Origin of the sequence: uncultured Algibacter sp. (genome assembly GCF_947490405.1) — a bacterium.
Taxonomy (GTDB): domain Bacteria; phylum Bacteroidota; class Bacteroidia; order Flavobacteriales; family Flavobacteriaceae; genus Algibacter_B.
Genome location: NZ_CANLGU010000004.1, coordinates 101,165 through 118,137 on the forward strand (window position 1 = coordinate 101,165; position 16,973 = coordinate 118,137).

Annotated in this window: 15 protein-coding genes; 3 read left to right on the forward strand and 12 right to left on the reverse strand. The window is 33.6% G+C overall.

All coding sequences use genetic code 11. The features are described from left to right. The 12 genes from Q0772_RS10120 to Q0772_RS10175 all read right to left on the reverse strand — a co-directional run bounded on the left by Q0772_RS10120 (nucleotide 1) and on the right by Q0772_RS10175 (nucleotide 12,421). Entirely contained in the window at nucleotides 1-1,779 is a 1,779-nt protein-coding gene (locus Q0772_RS10120) for a sodium:solute symporter (protein ID WP_298343870.1), read from the reverse strand. A gap of 109 nt (nucleotides 1,780-1,888) precedes the next feature. Then, on the reverse strand, nucleotides 1,889-4,414 hold the full coding sequence (locus Q0772_RS10125) for a PIG-L family deacetylase (protein WP_298343873.1): 2,526 nt from the start codon (nucleotides 4,412-4,414) through the stop codon (nucleotides 1,889-1,891). A gap of 96 nt (nucleotides 4,415-4,510) precedes the next feature. Continuing rightward, nucleotides 4,511-4,804: a putative quinol monooxygenase gene (locus Q0772_RS10130; protein WP_298343876.1), complete on the reverse strand. Its 294-nt coding sequence runs from the start codon at nucleotides 4,802-4,804 to the stop codon at nucleotides 4,511-4,513. Between the two features lie 222 nt (nucleotides 4,805-5,026). Next, on the reverse strand, nucleotides 5,027-6,136 hold the full coding sequence (locus Q0772_RS10135) for a serine hydrolase domain-containing protein (protein WP_298343878.1): 1,110 nt from the start codon (nucleotides 6,134-6,136) through the stop codon (nucleotides 5,027-5,029). A 330-nt stretch (nucleotides 6,137-6,466) separates the two neighbouring features. Next, nucleotides 6,467-7,531, reverse strand: coding sequence for a magnesium/cobalt transporter CorA (corA, locus tag Q0772_RS10140; RefSeq protein WP_298343880.1), 1,065 nt, complete (start codon nucleotides 7,529-7,531; stop codon nucleotides 6,467-6,469). A gap of 34 nt (nucleotides 7,532-7,565) precedes the next feature. Beyond that, nucleotides 7,566-8,111: a mechanosensitive ion channel domain-containing protein gene (locus tag Q0772_RS10145; protein WP_298343883.1), complete on the reverse strand. Its 546-nt coding sequence runs from the start codon at nucleotides 8,109-8,111 to the stop codon at nucleotides 7,566-7,568. A 51-nt stretch (nucleotides 8,112-8,162) separates the two neighbouring features. Further along, a complete protein-coding gene (locus tag Q0772_RS10150) occupies nucleotides 8,163-9,119 on the reverse strand; it encodes a septum formation inhibitor Maf (protein ID WP_298343886.1) in 957 nt (318 codons plus the stop codon). A gap of 17 nt (nucleotides 9,120-9,136) precedes the next feature. Beyond that, nucleotides 9,137-9,730: a Maf-like protein gene (locus Q0772_RS10155; protein ID WP_298343888.1), complete on the reverse strand. Its 594-nt coding sequence runs from the start codon at nucleotides 9,728-9,730 to the stop codon at nucleotides 9,137-9,139. A gap of 168 nt (nucleotides 9,731-9,898) precedes the next feature. After that, entirely contained in the window at nucleotides 9,899-10,813 is a 915-nt protein-coding gene (locus Q0772_RS10160) for a geranylgeranylglycerol-phosphate geranylgeranyltransferase (RefSeq protein WP_298343891.1), read from the reverse strand. 3 nt (nucleotides 10,814-10,816) lie between these two features. Further along, a complete protein-coding gene (locus Q0772_RS10165; RefSeq protein WP_298343894.1) occupies nucleotides 10,817-11,134 on the reverse strand; it encodes a hypothetical protein in 318 nt (105 codons plus the stop codon). Nucleotides 11,135-11,142: 8 nt separating this feature from the next. Next, nucleotides 11,143-11,673, reverse strand: coding sequence for an HAD-IIIA family hydrolase (locus tag Q0772_RS10170; protein ID WP_298343897.1), 531 nt, complete (start codon nucleotides 11,671-11,673; stop codon nucleotides 11,143-11,145). Further along, nucleotides 11,654-12,421: a Rossmann-like and DUF2520 domain-containing protein gene (locus Q0772_RS10175; RefSeq protein ID WP_298343902.1), complete on the reverse strand. Its 768-nt coding sequence runs from the start codon at nucleotides 12,419-12,421 to the stop codon at nucleotides 11,654-11,656. Before Q0772_RS10175 ends, Q0772_RS10170 begins: the two co-directional genes overlap by 20 nt. 231 nt (nucleotides 12,422-12,652) lie before the next feature. Between Q0772_RS10175 and Q0772_RS10180 the strand changes: the two genes are divergently transcribed. The 3 genes from Q0772_RS10180 to Q0772_RS10190 all read left to right on the forward strand — a co-directional run bounded on the left by Q0772_RS10180 (nucleotide 12,653) and on the right by Q0772_RS10190 (nucleotide 16,901). Next, entirely contained in the window at nucleotides 12,653-13,051 is a 399-nt protein-coding gene (locus tag Q0772_RS10180) for a group III truncated hemoglobin (protein WP_298343905.1), read from the forward strand. A gap of 129 nt (nucleotides 13,052-13,180) precedes the next feature. After that, nucleotides 13,181-16,444 (forward strand): cytochrome c biogenesis protein CcsA, encoded by a 3,264-nt coding sequence (ccsA, locus tag Q0772_RS10185; RefSeq protein ID WP_298343908.1) that lies wholly within the window; start codon nucleotides 13,181-13,183, stop codon nucleotides 16,442-16,444. 13 nt (nucleotides 16,445-16,457) lie between these two features. Beyond that, nucleotides 16,458-16,901 carry a DinB family protein gene (locus Q0772_RS10190; protein ID WP_298343911.1) on the forward strand — a complete coding sequence of 148 codons (444 nt, stop codon included), beginning with the start codon at nucleotides 16,458-16,460 and terminating at the stop codon, nucleotides 16,899-16,901. Nucleotides 16,902-16,973: the final 72 nt, after the last annotated feature.

Consider the following 16,973-nt stretch of genomic DNA (forward strand, 5'->3'; position numbering starts at 1 on the left):
CTAAATCAAATTAGAATTTCTTAATATTAAATAACTGAGGTAGAGTAGAATAAAAATTAGCAAACCCAGAATACTTCTGTCGGTTTTTGAAATTCTTTTGAAATCTATACCTAAAGCGACTGTAATAACAATAATACAGCCAACAAAATTCAACCATAAAAATGGTAGGTTAATATATTCAAACTCGTTTAAAAAATACAGTGTAATAACAAGTACTTGAGTAATTAGTGCAGCAATAAATACGGCGTTACCTTTTACAAACTTAAAGAAGAAGGCCAATAAGAAAATCCCTAAAACATTACCGTAAAAAATAGAACCAATAATATTTACCAATTGAATTAAATTTTCAGCAAGATTAGCAACACAAGCTACACCAATAGCCATAATACCCCATAAAAAAGTAAACCAGCGTGAGGCTTTTACTTTTTCTTCTTCTGTTTTTTCTCCAGTATTTCGGATGTATAAATCAATAGTTGTTGTAGACCCCAAAGCATTTAATTCACTTGCAGTACTAGACATAGCAGCGCTTAAAATAACGGCTAATAATAAGCCAATTAAACCACGTGGGAGATTATTCAGAATAAAATGAATAAATACGTAGTCTTTATCATTACTCTCTACTTTAATATCATTAAGTTCACTTGCTTTATCTATTAAAACTCTGGCTTCTTGCCTTAATTCCTCATTGGCAGCATTAGCAGCAGTTATATATTTTGCAGTATCTGGATTATCAGATTCTATGAAAGCCTCAATAATTTTTTGCTTATCTCTAAAAATTTGTAGTTGCTCTTCTTGTAGTTTTTTATAGTCTTCAGCATATTCAGAATTTAAAACCACCTCTGTTGCTGTAGGATTAAAATTTACAGGTGCTTCGTTAAACTGATAAAAGACAAATACCATAACGCCAACCAATAAAATAAAGAACTGCATGGGTATTTTTAAAAGGCCATTAAAAATTAAACCAAGTTGCATTTCTCTAACAGATTTTCCAGAAAGGTAACGTTGTACCTGACTTTGGTCTGTCCCGAAATAAGAAAGCATTAAAAACGTACCACCAATAATACCACTCCAAAAGGTGTAACGATTATTTAAGCTAAACGAAAAATCTAAAACTTCCATTTTACCACTTGCACCAGCAATCTCCAAGGCTTTTGTAAAGGTGATATCTTGTGGTAGTTTGTCAACTATTAAAAAGAAAGCAACTAGCATACCAATAAAAATAACCACCATTTGATGTTTTTGCGTTACATTAACAGCTCTGGTGCCACCAGATACCGTATAAAGAATGACTAATAGGCCAATAACAATATTGAGTATGAGTAAATTCCAACCTAAAACAACAGACAAGATAATGGCGGGCGCAAAAATGGTGATTCCTGCTGCTAAACCACGCTGAATTAAAAATAAGATGGCCGCTAAGGTTCTGGTTTTTAAATCGAATCGGTTTTCTAAAAACTCATAAGCGGTATAGACTTTTAAGCGGTGATAAAGTGGAATAAATACCAAGCATATCACGATCATGGCTATAGGCAATCCAAAATAAAATTGCACGAAACCCATACCGTCGTTAAACGCTTGTCCTGGTGTAGATAAAAATGTAATAGCACTTGCTTGTGTTGCCATTACTGATAAACCAATGGTCCACCATTTTGAGGTGTTTCCACCTCTTAAATAATCCTTTACATTTTTGCTGCCTCGCGTTTGCCATGTACCGTATGACACAATTGCAATGAGCGTAACAGCAAGTATAGACCAATCTATCCAACTTAACATGTCCATAGTTAAAAGGCTTTTGTAATTACATAAAAGATGATAAAATATAAAGCGTTAGCCACCAAAACGATAGTGTAAAGCTTATTCCATTTTTGTTTTGGTACGTTTTCCATAATCAATCTTCTAATTTAATAGCGGTTTTAATGTCATCTTTACCCAAAGATAGCATGTTAGCGAATAAACGATACGCACCAGAAACCCCAGCAGGAAATTCTCTAAAAAAGCTTAAACCCGTATATATGTAGTAGCCTTTACCATGTTTGGCAATAAGTAAACTTCCGTTTTTAGGCGTTTCACCTTTATCGTTCATAGAAAAAATGGGTGTAAATTCTTTACCCCAACTATCCGCAAAATACAAACCACGTTCTTGCGTCCAACCCTCAAAATCGGTTTGCGTGATTTTATTGGGGAAATTTAAAACCTCGTGATCTGGATTTAAAAAGCGAACTTCTGCATTTTCATCCGTAACACGGTCTCTAGATAAGTGTAAATCAAAAGGCGCTAATTGTTCAGACTTTAAACGGTAAGATGTACTGTATTGCACAATCATGTTACCGCCATTTTCAACAAAGTTAAATAACTGTTGTTGTTTAAAATCGATATCCTCTAAGGTGTTATAGGCTCTAATACCAACAACCACTGCATCAAATCTACTTAAGGTTTCTGGGGTGATTTCATCTAAAGTAATAACACGAACATGGTAACCAATTTGTCGTAGACTTTCTGGAACTACATCTCCTGCACCTTGTATATAAGCTATGTTTTCACCTCGTTTTTTAATGTCTAAACGCACCACTTTGCTTTCGCTAGGTAGTAATACCGTTTGAAAGGGAATGTGGTCGTAATCTATTTCTATGAGTTCTTTAGCGTAATCTTTATCTCCAATATGAACAATAGGTCCGATGAATCCTTCGCTTTGATTCGTCGGTGGAATCACGGTAAAAACTAAGGTTTGTTCTTCGCCTTTATGCGCAATAGCTACCTTTTGCTTTTTAGGATACACTTGCCAATCATTTGGGTGACATACCTCTACATCGCCTTCTAAATGATCGCGTCCAGCTTTAACAATAACGGTGATATCTTGTTGCTCATTATTTTCAAAAATGAATACGTTTTCCTTAATTTTTGCTGAAGCTTCGGGTATAATTTCAAACGGACGATACATTTCGCCTTTGTCTGGTTTTGAAAAGCGACGAATCACAGGCTTTGAAAATGTTATGGGTGTATTTTCAATAAGCAAATTAAAATCAACTGCATAGCGTCTTGGTGTTTCGGGTTTTCCAATTAGAGATTTATCATCCACTTGGTACATGCCTAAACTTCCTTTTTTATTCAACCAATATGGTGTTGTGGGTTTTGCTTGGTTTTCAACTTTAAGTACTTCCTTAAAATTGAATCTTGTATTGTTTCCAAGTACCATCTCTTTTTGAATATTTAAACCACTTGTATTGGTTAAACTTTGTAAAGTTATTGGTAAGCTACTGCGGTTAAGCACTTCAATATTTAATTTTATGGTTTCGCCTTGAGTTGCCCAATGGGTTTCAGCGGAAGCTTCTAAATACAAGCCTGCGCACATTTGGATAATTTGTTTTAGCTCATTTGATTTTAGGGTTTTCCAATGTTCATTCTCAATATTTTGCAGCATTCTGTAGGCTTTTAGCAAATCGGAAACATGTACAGAAGGGTTTGTAAAATCAAAATTTGCTTCAATAGCATTTAGAATTGCTCCGATAGGTTTACCGCCTTTAATTCGATTCCATGAGGTATCAATGCCAGCAAAAATATCATTGGCACCATCAAGAGGTGCCCCTTTTAAAAACTCAATATATTCGTCTTGTGTACCACGAGTAGACATACGCCCAAAACCTTGGCATAAATGCTGACTGCTAGCTATAGACGCCAACTCGTTATTACTCATCCCTTTTAACGGATAATACGTGCCAATATCAAAGCTAATCATATTGCTTTTATCAACTTTGTCAAATGCTTCTCTGCTACCATAACGCCACCAACTGGTGTTGTAAAACAAACGTTTAGGTTGCCATACTCCTGTATTTTTTATTAATTCAGGGTAGGCCAATTTGTCGTTAGCAAGATCAAAAGCCTCCATACTTAACATTGCAGAAGCGGTATGATGACCGTGAGTTTGTCCAGCTTTTCGGTGGTCAAATCTATTGATAATCACATCAGGTTTAAACTGCCTTATGGCTAAAACCACATCGCTTAATACTTGGTCTTTATCCCAAATTTCTAAAGTTTCGTCTGGGTGTTTCGAGTAGCCAAAATCGTTAGCTCTGGTAAATCGTTGTTCGCCACCATCAACACGTCTCGCGGCAAGTAATTCTTGGGTTCTTATAACGCCTAAAAGCTCTCTAATTTCAGGACCGATAAGGTTTTGTCCGCCATCACCACGGGTTAACGACAAATAGGCGGTTCGGGCTTTAACATGGTTAGCCATATATGAAATTAATCGTGTGTTTTCATCATCAGGATGTGCCGCGACATATAATACAGAACCTAAAAAATTTAATTTTTGAATAGATTCGTAAATTTCTGAAGATGAAGGTGTTTTAGGTTTTTGAGCTTGTGTAGTAGATACTGATATAAGCCCTATAAATAAGTAAAGTAAGCGTTTATGCATGATTGAATTTTAGCTAAAATCAAATATAAAAAAGAAACCAGCGATTATGCTGGTTTTAGTTTTTATTTAACGCTTATTTATATTGTTTAGATGCTATTAAAGTGGCGTCATTTCATTTAGAGAAAACGATTCTACTGCGCCATCTGTAGCTTTTGCATATTCAGCTAAATGCGTGTTTTTCATATGTGCTTCCCATAACGCTCTGTTTTCCCAGTTTTCATAAAACAAAAACAGGTTTTCATTGTCGTTATCTTGGTGCAAATCATAGTTAATGCATCCTTTTTCTAATTTTGTGGGTGCTATGAGTTTGATTAATTCATTTTTAACTAGGTTTCTATGTTCAGGCTTAGCCAAAATTTTAGCTACAATTGTTAATTTTTGGTTGTTCATAATTTGGTTTAGCAGGAAGATGGTATTCATGAACCAAAAGGGAGGGAGCAACACAGTTTCGGAGCCATTTTGGTCAGCTTTTCGCTGAATGGATTCCATCGTTTATGTATATTAAAAGTTGCGTGTTTGTGCGCGAGTATTTTCCGAGGGAAAATCAGAAGCTAGCAAACAAAGCAACAAACTTTGGTTTAGGGTAAAACTAGCAATTTTTCATATAAGTTGTTAGCGGTAGTTTTTTACATATTCGATAACTAATGAATCCGTCTTTTTAACCAAGTCATTGGTAAATAATGTTTTTCGATTCATAAATATTGCTATTGTTAAAGGCTTGTTTAAATATCTTTTAGTAAATGTATTTGTGCCAAACCAACCTCCTGTATGCGTTGCAGTACTGTCAGTAACACCCCAACCCATTGCATAATAACGTTTAACTCCATTATGTTTATTCGTGGAACTAGGTTTAAATATTATTTCGTGAGTTTTTTCAGAAAGAATAGTCTTATTTCTTAAAGCTAGGTCATATTGAAAATAATCATTTACACTTGTATATACTCCACCAGCTCCTAAAAGACCATTTAAAAAATGACCATCCATTTTTTTCCAATTACCTAAACTGTCTTTTTCATAACAAAATGCTCTTTCTTCAATTTCAATAGGTTTTGTAAGATTGAAAAAATTGGTTTTTTTCATTCCAGCTTTATTGAATATATTTTTCTTTGCAAATTCAGCAAATTCTTGTCCACTCACTTTTTCAACAATACAAGGAATGAATTCATATATCCCATTATTGTATTGATATTTTTCTCCTGGTTTTGTGATTGTACGATTTTCACTAGAATACCATTCTAAAATATTTTTATTGTTTGCTATCATTGTGGAATCCCATTCTTTAAAAAATGCTTTCTCAGCGTCAGCTTTTCCAGAAGTATGATTTATTAATTGCTCGATTGTAGTTCCATCCTTAAAAGTTTCTATTGGAAAAATTGAATAAACAGAATCATTTAATGATATTTTTCCTTCATCAACAAGTTTTAGTATGGTTAGTGCTGTGAATTGTTTACTGACAGAAGCCATCCTCATATTAGTGCTTTTTGTTATCGGTTGATTTTCTGTCAGATCCCTCATTCCGTAGCCTTTGCCAATAATCATTTTACCGTTATAAGAAACAAGTATAGCTGCTCCAGGTTCATTTTCTCCGATATTAGAATTAAATAGTGAATCAATACTTGTCCGCAATTGTTCTAATTCAGTATCCTTTGTTTCGGTTTTCTTGTCGGAAGGTAGTTTACAAGAAACAAAAAGTATTAGAAGCAGTACGATTGTATTTTTCATATTGGTTGGTTTTAATTACCGTTAATGTTTCGCGGATATGAAATCGTTTTAATGTTTGATATCCGACGTTAAACGAAGTTAGTTGAAATTTTTTACAAAATCAAGTTGGTGGTTTCTATTATTTAAAAATGAAATTTTAATGTTGAAATATAGTTAGCCTTTGCGTTAGGGATTGTAGTGGAAATCCTTTTGCTTTTCTGTAAATAGATTAGAGACTTTTTGATTAGGCTATGTGTTTGTTAGTGGATTCCTGCCTTCGCAGGAATGACAAAAAGCAAAAGATTGTAGCGGAAAGCCCGACCCTTGTGGTAACGCCCAAGCATTAAAAAATTAAAGCCACTTTTTCTTCCTGAAATAATAGAGCATGCCTAAAAACATGATAATCATGACGCCCCAAAGGATGAAGTAAGAGTATTTATAGCGTAGCTCTGGGATGTACTCGAAATTCATACCGTAGATGCCTGCGATGAAGGTGAGCGGGATAAAAATGGATGCCATTATGGTGAGGACTTTCATGACTTCGTTCATTTTATTACTGATGGTGGTCATGTACATATCCATTAAACTCCATATCATTTCGCGGTAGATATCGATGTTTTCTGAAACTTGAATTAAATGGTCGTAAATGTCTCTGTAATACGTAATTGTTTTTTTTTGTATGAGTGGACTTTCGTTTTTCTCTATGCGGTTTATAACTTCGCGTAGCGGAAATATGGCACGACGTACTCTTAGAATTTCGCGTTTTAGGTTTTGGATTTTTTGACTAACATCATCTTCTATATTACCTGCAAAAATGGCGGTTTCAAAATCTTCTATTTTATCGCCTAGAATTTCTATAACACTAAAATAATGGTCGACTATGGCATCGATTAAGACGTATAACAGATAGTCTGATTTCATGTTGCGTACACGACCTTTGGATTGCCTTAAACGGTTTCTGACTTGATCAAAAACATCGCCTTCGGCTTCTTGGAATGACAGGACATAATTTTTGCCTAATACAAAACTGACTTGTTCTGAAACAATTTGTTGCTCATCATCATAATACAACATTTTTAATGAGACAAATATATAATCATCATACTCATCAATTTTTGGGCGTTGTGCTATGTTTACAACATCTTCTAATACTAATGGGTGTAATGCGTAGTGTTTACCTAGGGCTTCAATTTGATCAACGTGATTTAAGCCGTTTAAATTTATCCATGTTACAGAATCGGTATCTTTATACTTAAAACTTTCTTGAACGGATTGCAATTCTTTTTCGGTACAAAAGTCCTTGGTATAATCAAAGGCATCAATAAAGAGCTTTTCTTTGGATCGTTCACCTGTGTAAATAACACTTCCAGGAATTTGACCTAACTTTTTTTTTGAACGATAAATTCTTTTTGGCATTATTTTAAATTTAATTTAAAGATATAGAATATTTTTAAACGGCTGGGGCACCATCATCATCATCAATATCATCTATGGCATCTTTTTCTACTAGTTTTACTGGTTTTTGGAGCATTAGATTGTTGGGGTAGGTAACTAAGTCTCCATTTTCTATTCTTAAATGTAATTGAAAGGCTCTGATGTCTTCTATAATGGCTGTTATTGGAAAGTCTTTATCTTGAATTTCTATTTTATCACCTACCTTATAAGGAAAATTAAAAAACATGATAATGCCCGAGGTTATATTACTTAAAATAGACCAAATGGCAAATAGAGCAATACCTATAATTGCAAAAACAGATGAGAAAACAACTGCTAAATCTTCAAATTTGGCTCCAAAAATAAAGGCTTCTATAAGCGCTGCTATTAGTAATAAAGTTACTGTTATATAGCGCTTCATTAATCGTATTCTGGCTTCATTTATACCATTCTTTTTTGCGATTTTTGAGATTGTAAAATGGGTGATTAATCGAATGATTAATAGTGATAAGAGTACAAATCCAGATATGATTAATTCGTTTTGGTAATTTTCAAAAAACATAATGGCTACTTTAAGGTATAATACAAATATACACCCAAAAAGGAAACATTATTAATCTAACTGAAGGGTTTCTCTAAGTATCTCGTCTTTGTTACTATTCTTTTGCCAATAGGGCGTTTTTATAGTTTTAAGTTTTGTTGCTCTGGTTGTTAATGTTTTAGAGTTTGGACCAAAACCGCTTTTAAAGGTTTCTTTCCAAGCTTCAATATCATAGGGGAATTCTGGATTGAATGTTATGGATAGTGTTCTGTTTAATTCTGGGTAATTAATAGTGTAAGTGTTGTTACCTAAGGTAGCCCTAGCAGGATACGGTTTAATAGTTTTATGTTTTAGGCGCGAATATTCCAACGATGGAATAATTTTTAAGCTTCCTGTTGGTAAAGATTTTGGATCGATTCTGAGTTTGGTCCATAACTCGTTTTCTAAAATAGCTTTATCGAGTTTAAAATTTTGGTCTGCTTCACCCTCAAAATAGGAATGCGACATAACTTCAAATTGCTTTCTGTTATTGAGTTGAGTATATACATGTCCGCACCATTCTTGCATAGAACTTGATACTTTTATAGCGTGTTTATTGTTTGAAACAGGGTAGAAGGTACTTTGCATAATGGTGTAGGGATATACACCAGTATTAAAGTGTTTTGTGGCATTTAATTTTAAAACAGCAATGTTTTTAGCATTTTGATAATCTGCTTTTACTTGTATTTCTGGAAGGAAATCTTCAGTTACATAGATTAAAACGGCTTTACCTTCTCGAATTTCGCCATAGCGGGCTTGTTCTAATTTATAGGATGAAATTTCGGCTTCTCCAGCGTACCAATAGGCATTGAATTCTGGAGATTTTTTAAAAGCTTCAATAGCCTTCTCTTTATCAAGATTTGTATATATGGCTAAATCCTTTTGCTTGTTTTGCTCCTTACAAGAAGTTATTAGTAATATGATTCCTGCGAATAGCCAAAATAGTATTTGGGCTTTTACGTCTTTTATTAATTTGTATAGCGTATCCATACCATAAATTTACAACGCTAAGTTGTTTCTGCAATGGTATTTAACGTTTTGTAAACAAGATGAATTGGTAATCCCATAACGTTAAAGTAAGACCCTTCAATTTTTGTAACGCCAATTTGTCCAATCCATTCTTGAATGCCGTAAGCGCCTGCTTTATCAAAGGGTTTGTAGGTTTTAATATAATAATTTATTTCTTCATATGATAGTGCTTTAAAAGTCACTTTAGTAATGTTATGAAGTGTTTTTTCAAAAGAAGGGGTCGTAAAACAAACCGAAGTAATCACTTCGTGTGTTACTCCGCTTAACGATTTTAAAATACTGAAAGCCTCATCTGCATCCCGTGGTTTACCTAAAGCTTTATTGTTGTGCCAAACAATGGTATCGCTGGTAATTAGAATATCATTATGTGAAAGTTCTTTTTTAAAAGGTAAAGCTTTTAATTGAGCGAGATAATTACTGATTTCAAAATGTGTTAATCGTGGTGGATATTCTTCTTTAACGGATTTAACTTGAATTTTAAAATTGAGGTCTAAATTTTTAAAAAACTCTTGTCTTCTAGGGGAACCTGAGGCGAGGATAATGTTGAAGTCTTTTAGTTTTTCGTTTAGCATTTTTGTTTTTTTAGTCGCAGTCGCAGTCGCAGTCGCAGTCGCAGTCGCAGTCGCAGTCGCAGTTTAAACTGTGCATCTTAGCACATTCGCGTGACAAAAAATAGTTCCACTTATGTGCTTTAAACCTCTGCGATAGCTTATTATAATGATTCTTTACGCGACAAAATCTTAACCCAGAATAACATACTTGTATAAAAGTAAGGAAAGCATCCCGAAAAGCATAATCCATTTATACATATTGCTAATATGTTGCATATCTTTTTTTGTTGAAGCACTAAAGGTTTTTATACTTGTGTAGATAAGTGGGCCTAAAACAAATAATAAAAAATAACCAACAGCAATGGGCTGTTTATACAAATCTGAAACTACATAAAAAATAATACCAACCAAAGGGATAAAACTCAATGTCGTTATTATGTTTTTTGCGCGTTCTCTACCAATAGCTATGGGTAAGGTATTCATACCCGCTTTATAATCACCATCAATATCTTCAATATCTTTTGCTATTTCCCGTAATATATTTATAGAAAAAGCAAATAAAGCATAATCAAAAATAACTTTAAAAAATACGATCTGGGTAGATTGGTTTGTTGTTGTTATTGCTGGTATTAATTCAAACATTCCAACAATAATTAAACTTAAAGCTACAAGTACAGAAATAATAATATTGCCAACTAAAAGTGTACGTTTTAAATAAGAAGCATATACATAAAGTAAAATAGAAATAACAACAAATATGGAGAAAAAAGACGCTCTATCAACCAAATGAGATACATAAAAGCCAATGGCTACACCTGCTAAATTTAATCCTATAAATAAATTATAAGCTGTTTTTTCTGAAATAGACTTATTAATAATAACCTTGTTTGGCTTGTTTACTAAATCTGTTTCAACATCATAAATATCATTAATAATATAACCAGCAGCAGCAATACAAATGGTAGCTGTAACTAAAAGTAAAATACCTAAACCATCCAAAGTAGTTTGTACGCCAAAAGGTTCTAGAAGTGCATATTTAATAAGTAACTGCATAAGAGCAATCATTAATAAGTTTTTCCAGCGTATAAGGTTTAATAAATCCAAGAGTTACATGTTTGATGCTAGTTTGCTAATTAAAAATTTTATAAAGAAAAATATAGGAATAGCTAGAGCAATAAAGGCAGCTATGGTTTTTTGAAACTTAATTTTCTCTTGTTTTTTTATCCGTTCTTTGATAGCGTTCTTTTCAGTTTTGCTAAGTTTTTTATGAAGAAAATCTACTTTATAGTGATAATGCGTTTCACTGTTAAGTTTTTCTTTTAAAGTTGAAAATGCTTTTTTTGTAGATTGATTAAAAACGTTTTGATTATTGCCAAAACCAATATACCCAAAACCCGTACTATGTCTTCTTCTATTTCTAGCCAAAGTTTTTTTTAATCGTATTTAGCACCAAAATTACCGTTCCATTTGTCTTGAACTTTTAAAACTTGCTCAATCACATCGCGTACAGCACCTTTACCACCTTTTTTATGAGAAATATATTTTGAAATGCTCTTAATTTCAGGAACTGCATCCTGCGGGCAACAAGGTAAGCCAATACCTTTCATTACAGGGTAATCAGGAATATCATCACCCATATAAAGCACATGTTCAGATTGCACACCTTTTTTGGAAAAATAATCATCAAGCTGTTCAATTTTGTTATGCGCACCTAAATAAATATCGGTAATCCCTAAGCCTTTTAAGCGTATCCGAACTCCTTCATTAGATCCGCCAGAAATAATACACACATTAAAACCAGCATCAACAGCTGTTTTTAAGGCGTAACCATCTTTTATATTCATGGTTCTTAACATCTCGCCAGAAGAAGTTATCATTACCGATCCATCGGTTAATACACCATCAACATCAAAAATAAATGTGGTAATATGCTCTAGGTATTCTTTATAGCTTTTTGCTTCCATGGGTTTGTTGAATAGATTTTGTAAGTAATTCATAAATAGCTTTATGTTGCTCACGCTCTAGGGTTTTTAAATGCTTTTTTAGCGTCTTTTTGTCGTTTCGCAATGCAGGACCTGTTTGTGCTTTGTAAGGCGATAGTTCTTGTACTTTTTTTGCAGTTTCTAAAATAAGTGGTTTCAATAAATCAAATTCTGCCCCTTCACTTTCTGTAATCTCGTGGCCAACTCTATACAACTGATTAGTAAAATTATTCACAAAAACAGCCGCTAGGTGCAGCACACGCCTTTGGTCGCTGTTTATACGTTTTGTTGGGCTTCCCAAACTAAGGGCCACCTTTTTTAATAACGGGTAACTCTTTTTATCAATTGTCTCAATACAAATTGGCACGTTAGCAAAATCCATTTTGGCGGTCTTACTAAAACTTTGTAGTGGATACAAAACGCCTCGTTTGTGTTTCATATCCAAATCATAAATATTGGCACTACCAGATGTATGTGCTACCAACCTACCCTCAAAAGGCAGTTGGCTAGACAACTCCGGAATCACATCATCACTTACCGCTAAAATATAAATATCAGCATCTTTTAAAGCCTGTAAATCATTCGTAATATCAACCACATTCTTATATGGTTGAATAGTAGGTAAACTCCTGTTATACCATTGAATAACAGAAATATCCTCTGCCTTACTAAACCCTTTAAATAAATGTGTGCCAACATTACCCGCACCAAGAATCACAACTGAAATCATATGGCTAAAATACTAATGAAATATGAATTAAAACTATAGAATTATTAATTTTTGGGCGCATCCCAAAAGGGTCGGGCTATCCGTTGCAAGTCCTCGCAAGCCCACTAAGGTGTGCTTACTGTGGGCTTTCCTCTACTATCCCTTGCGCACCCAATTGCAGCAACGGTTTGTGCAGTTTATGTTAGTATAAACCCCTTAAAAAGTTATTTAAATAAACTAATTTTGTAAAAGATGAAGTATGATATTCAAACCAGAGCAGATGTACATTTATTAGTATCATCATTTTACAAAAAAGTAAGGAAAGATAAGGTACTTGGACCTTTTTTTAATGATGTTATTAAAGATTGGGATGCGCATTTGGAAAAACTAACTACATTCTGGGAAACCAGTTTGTTCATGACACGCAAATTAGAGCACAAATACCAAGGAGACCCTCTAGAAGCACATGTAAAAGTCGATAAAGAAAACAACAATAGCCTTACAGAGTTACACTTTGGGTTGTGGCTAAATCTTTGGTTTGAAACTATCGAAGAACTTTTTAAAGGCGAACATGCCGAAAACGCCAAACGACGCGCCAGAAAAATGGGAACGTTTATATACCTAAAAATTTTCGAAGCAAGGTCTAAGTAAAAGCACAATCATTAACCGTTTTCAATCTTTATACATCTTACTTGAACCTTCTAACTTTTACAACACTTTAACACTTCCAAATAAACATTAATCATTAAATTTGCAAAACCTTTTAAAAGGCTTCAAATTATGCAAAAAAAGCTCGCTAATATTTTCTTTTCTACTAAACTTACTTCTGTCTTATTTATACTTTTTGCTGTTGCTATGGCAACAGGAACATTTTTAGACGCAGGACAAGATACATCGCCAACACCGTACACTAGAAACCTAATTTATAACGCGTGGTGGTTTGAAGCTATCATGGTATTTTTTATTATTAATTTCACAGGAAATATTTTCAGATACAGACTGTACAAAAAAGAAAAGTGGGCAACTTTTATTTTGCATTTAGCTTTCATTTTTATTTTATTAGGTGCTTTCATCACTCGGTATGCTAGTTTTGAAGGCATGATGGCTATTAGAGAAGGTGCGACAGAAAATTCATTTCTTTCACAAAAAACATACATCACAGCTTTTATTGATGGCGATTACCAGATTAATGGACAAGTGCAACAACGTTTTATAGAAAGCGAAGTAGATTTTTCTGGACGGTTAGAAAACGATTTTTCATTGAACACCGAGTATGGAGACCAACCAGTTACCATTACATTAGAAAAATTTATTGTAGGTGCAGAGGAAGATATTATTCCAGATAACAATGGTGAAGAATATTTAAAAATAGTGGAAGCCGGATCAGGTGGGGCTCATAATCATTTTTTAAAAGTAGGTCAAGTATCTAGTATTCATAACATTCTTTTTGCCTTAAATAAACCAACAGACGGGGCTATAAATATTACATTTCAAGGTGATTCTTTAAATATAAAGTCTCCCTTTGAAGGTAGTTACATGACTATGGCCACTAAAGCACAAGGGACACTTTACAAAGACAGTTTGCAACCTCTAGCATTACGCTCGCTTTATAAAATTGGGAATATGCAAATGGTATTTCCTAAACCCGTAGTAAAAGGTGTTTTTGATGTGGTTCAAAAATCACAACTTCTTAAAAACGATGAAGACGGTGTGGTGTTAAATGTAACTACAAATGGAGAAACACAGCGTGTCGGACTTTTAGGCGGAAAAGGAACCAATAGTAATTTTAAAATCGTTAAAATTGGTGGTTTAGATTTTGCCTTCAAATACGGCTCAAAAGTTTTAGAGTTGCCTTTTTCTTTAAAATTAAACGATTTTGAAGCAGAACGCTACCCGGGAACAGAGCGCGGGTATTCTGCTTATTCAAGTGAAGTGACAGTTTTAGATGATAGGTTTGAAGATTATGATTATAAAATTTATATGAATAATATTTTAGACCATGATGGCTATCGCTTCTTTCAATCAGGGTTTGACCCTGATGAAAAAGGCACTATACTCTCTGTTAATCATGATTACTGGGGGACCTTAATCACTTATATAGGCTATTTTATGCTATATTTTGGACTTATGGCTATTCTGTTTTCTAAACATTCTAGATTTGGAGATTTAAAACGCTATTTGGAAAAAGTGAAAGCTAAAAAAGCTAAGTTGCTTAGCGTTATGGTGTTGTGTTTTGGATTACATGGTTTTGCTCAAGAACACTATGAAGGTGATGGGCATAACCACTCGCAACCTACAAAAGCACAAATTGATTCCATTTTAAAAGCGAATGTAGCTCCTAAAGAACACGCTGATAAATTTGGACGATTAGTTATCCAAGATTTAAGTGGGCGAATGATGCCTGTAAATACATATGCATCTGAAATGCTTCGTAAGTTAAGTAAACATGATACTTACGAGGGTTTTGATGCTAATCAAGTATTTTTATCTATTCAGGAAAGTCCGCAACTATGGTATAATGTTCCTATTATTTATTTAAGACCTATGGAAACCGACTCGTTACGGACCATAATTGGCGTAAAAAAGAAAGGTAAACTGTTTGCGTTAACTGATTTTATAAACCCCGATGGAACCTATAAACTAAGCCCATATTTGGATGATGCTTACAGTGTAACTGTCCCTAATGGTTATCAGAAAAAAATTAAGGAAGCCGATCAACGCGTAAGTTTATTATTTAATACTATTGAGGGACGCTCATTAAAAGTTTTTCCAATTCCAAATGACGATAATAACAAGTGGATTTCTTATAATGATTACAGAGAAAACCCGACAGTGATAAAAGATTCATTGTATTCAAGTTTTGTTAAAAATGGATTTAGAGCTTATTTATACACTTTAAATCAAGCGAAACAAACAGGTAATTTCGATGAAGCCGAAAAGCTCTTAGAAGCTTTCAAAAAAACACAACACAAATATGGTGGTGATGTTATGCTTAGCGATGATAAAGTGAGAACAGAAGTACTTTATAACAAATATGACATTTTCAAGAAGCTCTATAAATGGTACATGTATACTGGAGCCTTATTTTTTATATTGTTAATTGCTCAAATATTTAACGATAAGCGCAAATTTGTAAATGTTTCTGTAACAGTATTAAAATTTGTTATTATTGGCTTGTTTTTACTGCATACTTCTGGATTGATTGTCCGTTGGTATATCTCTGGACATGCACCTTGGAGTGATGCTTACGAATCTATGATTTACGTAGCTTGGTCAACCATGTTATTTGGCTTGATTACTGGTATAAGTAAGAGCGATAAAAAAGAGTTAATAGGAGAATCTCCATCATTTTCATCAAAGTTATCTGGTTTCTTTAACTTGAAATCTTCAAATTTAACTATAGCAGCAGCAGCATTTGTAACGTCTATGATTTTAATGATAGCACATTGGAATTGGATGGACCCTGCTATTGCTAACCTACAGCCTGTTTTAAACAGTTATTGGCTCATGATACATGTAGCAGTAATTGTAGCAAGTTACGGTCCGTTTGCCTTAGGGATGATTTTAGGCATCGTATCTCTAATTCTTATGATTTTTACTACTAAGGCTAATAAAGTTAAAATGGATTTGAATATCAAGGAGTTAACTACTATTAACGAAATGGCTCTAACGGTTGGTTTAGTGATGCTTACCATTGGAAATTTTTTAGGTGGTATGTGGGCTAATGAGAGTTGGGGACGTTATTGGGGTTGGGATCCAAAAGAAACTTGGGCGCTTATTAGTATTATGGTTTATGCTTTTGTAATCCATATGCGATTGGTTCCCGGATTACGTGGGCGTTGGTTTTTTAACTTGATGTCTATTGTGGCATTTGCCAGTATTTTAATGACATATTTTGGTGTTAATTTTTACTTAGCTGGTTTACATAGTTATGCTAGTGGTGACCAAATTATCAGTATTAAGTTTATTATTATTGCTTTTGCTATAATTGCGGTTTTAGGGCTTTTTGCGTATCGTGGGTATGCAAGGTATTATAAAAAGTAGTTAACAAATTTATATGAAAGTATTGGAACATAAGTTGCAGCAATTACTCCAAAAAGGATGTATGTGTATTTTAGAATATTCCGATTCTGAATTACTTTTTAAAGCATCTCCTGATAAATGGTCTAAAAAAGAAATTTTAGGACACTTAATAGATTCTGGTATAAATAATTTGCAACGTTTTACTGAAATTCAATTTAAAGAAAAGCCCTATAGTTTTGAAAGTTATAGCCAAAATGAATTAGTTAAGGCTAATGGATATCAAAATGCTTCTATAAAAGAACTATTAGATTTTTGGAAATCAATTAATAATAGAATTCTTTATTTGTTTAGTATTCAGAACGAGGAAACTCTAAGTTTTAAAATTATTCTTGATACTGGTGATAGTTTTGATTTAAGGTTTTTAATGGAAGATTATGTTAGTCATCTTGAGTATCATTTAAATCAGATTTTTGCTTAGTATTTCTTCCATTATTATTTGTATTGTATTAACTCGCTTTTTGTATTGTGTAACCTAATAGCTCGAAATAGG

What these genes read in the sequence shown, in the direction of transcription:
- Q0772_RS10150 (WP_298343886.1), bottom strand. Translation starts at nt 9,119, where the DNA reads ATGGATACGCTATACAAATTAATAAAAGACGTAAAAGCCCAAATACTA.
- Q0772_RS10145 (WP_298343883.1), bottom strand. Translation starts at nt 8,111, where the DNA reads ATGTTTTTTGAAAATTACCAAAACGAATTAATCATATCTGGATTTGTA.
- Q0772_RS10155 (WP_298343888.1), bottom strand. Translation starts at nt 9,730, where the DNA reads ATGCTAAACGAAAAACTAAAAGACTTCAACATTATCCTCGCCTCAGGT.
- Q0772_RS10130 (WP_298343876.1), bottom strand. Translation starts at nt 4,804, where the DNA reads ATGAACAACCAAAAATTAACAATTGTAGCTAAAATTTTGGCTAAGCCT.
- Q0772_RS10170 (WP_298343897.1), bottom strand. Translation starts at nt 11,673, where the DNA reads ATGGAAGCAAAAAGCTATAAAGAATACCTAGAGCATATTACCACATTT.
- Q0772_RS10125 (WP_298343873.1), bottom strand. Translation starts at nt 4,414, where the DNA reads ATGCATAAACGCTTACTTTACTTATTTATAGGGCTTATATCAGTATCT.
- Q0772_RS10180 (WP_298343905.1), top strand. Translation starts at nt 12,653, where the DNA reads ATGAAGTATGATATTCAAACCAGAGCAGATGTACATTTATTAGTATCA.
- corA (WP_298343880.1), bottom strand. Translation starts at nt 7,531, where the DNA reads ATGCCAAAAAGAATTTATCGTTCAAAAAAAAAGTTAGGTCAAATTCCT.
- Q0772_RS10175 (WP_298343902.1), bottom strand. Translation starts at nt 12,421, where the DNA reads ATGATTTCAGTTGTGATTCTTGGTGCGGGTAATGTTGGCACACATTTA.
- Q0772_RS10120 (WP_298343870.1), bottom strand. Translation starts at nt 1,779, where the DNA reads ATGGACATGTTAAGTTGGATAGATTGGTCTATACTTGCTGTTACGCTC.
- Q0772_RS10190 (WP_298343911.1), top strand. Translation starts at nt 16,458, where the DNA reads ATGAAAGTATTGGAACATAAGTTGCAGCAATTACTCCAAAAAGGATGT.
- Q0772_RS10135 (WP_298343878.1), bottom strand. Translation starts at nt 6,136, where the DNA reads ATGAAAAATACAATCGTACTGCTTCTAATACTTTTTGTTTCTTGTAAA.
- ccsA (WP_298343908.1), top strand. Translation starts at nt 13,181, where the DNA reads ATGCAAAAAAAGCTCGCTAATATTTTCTTTTCTACTAAACTTACTTCT.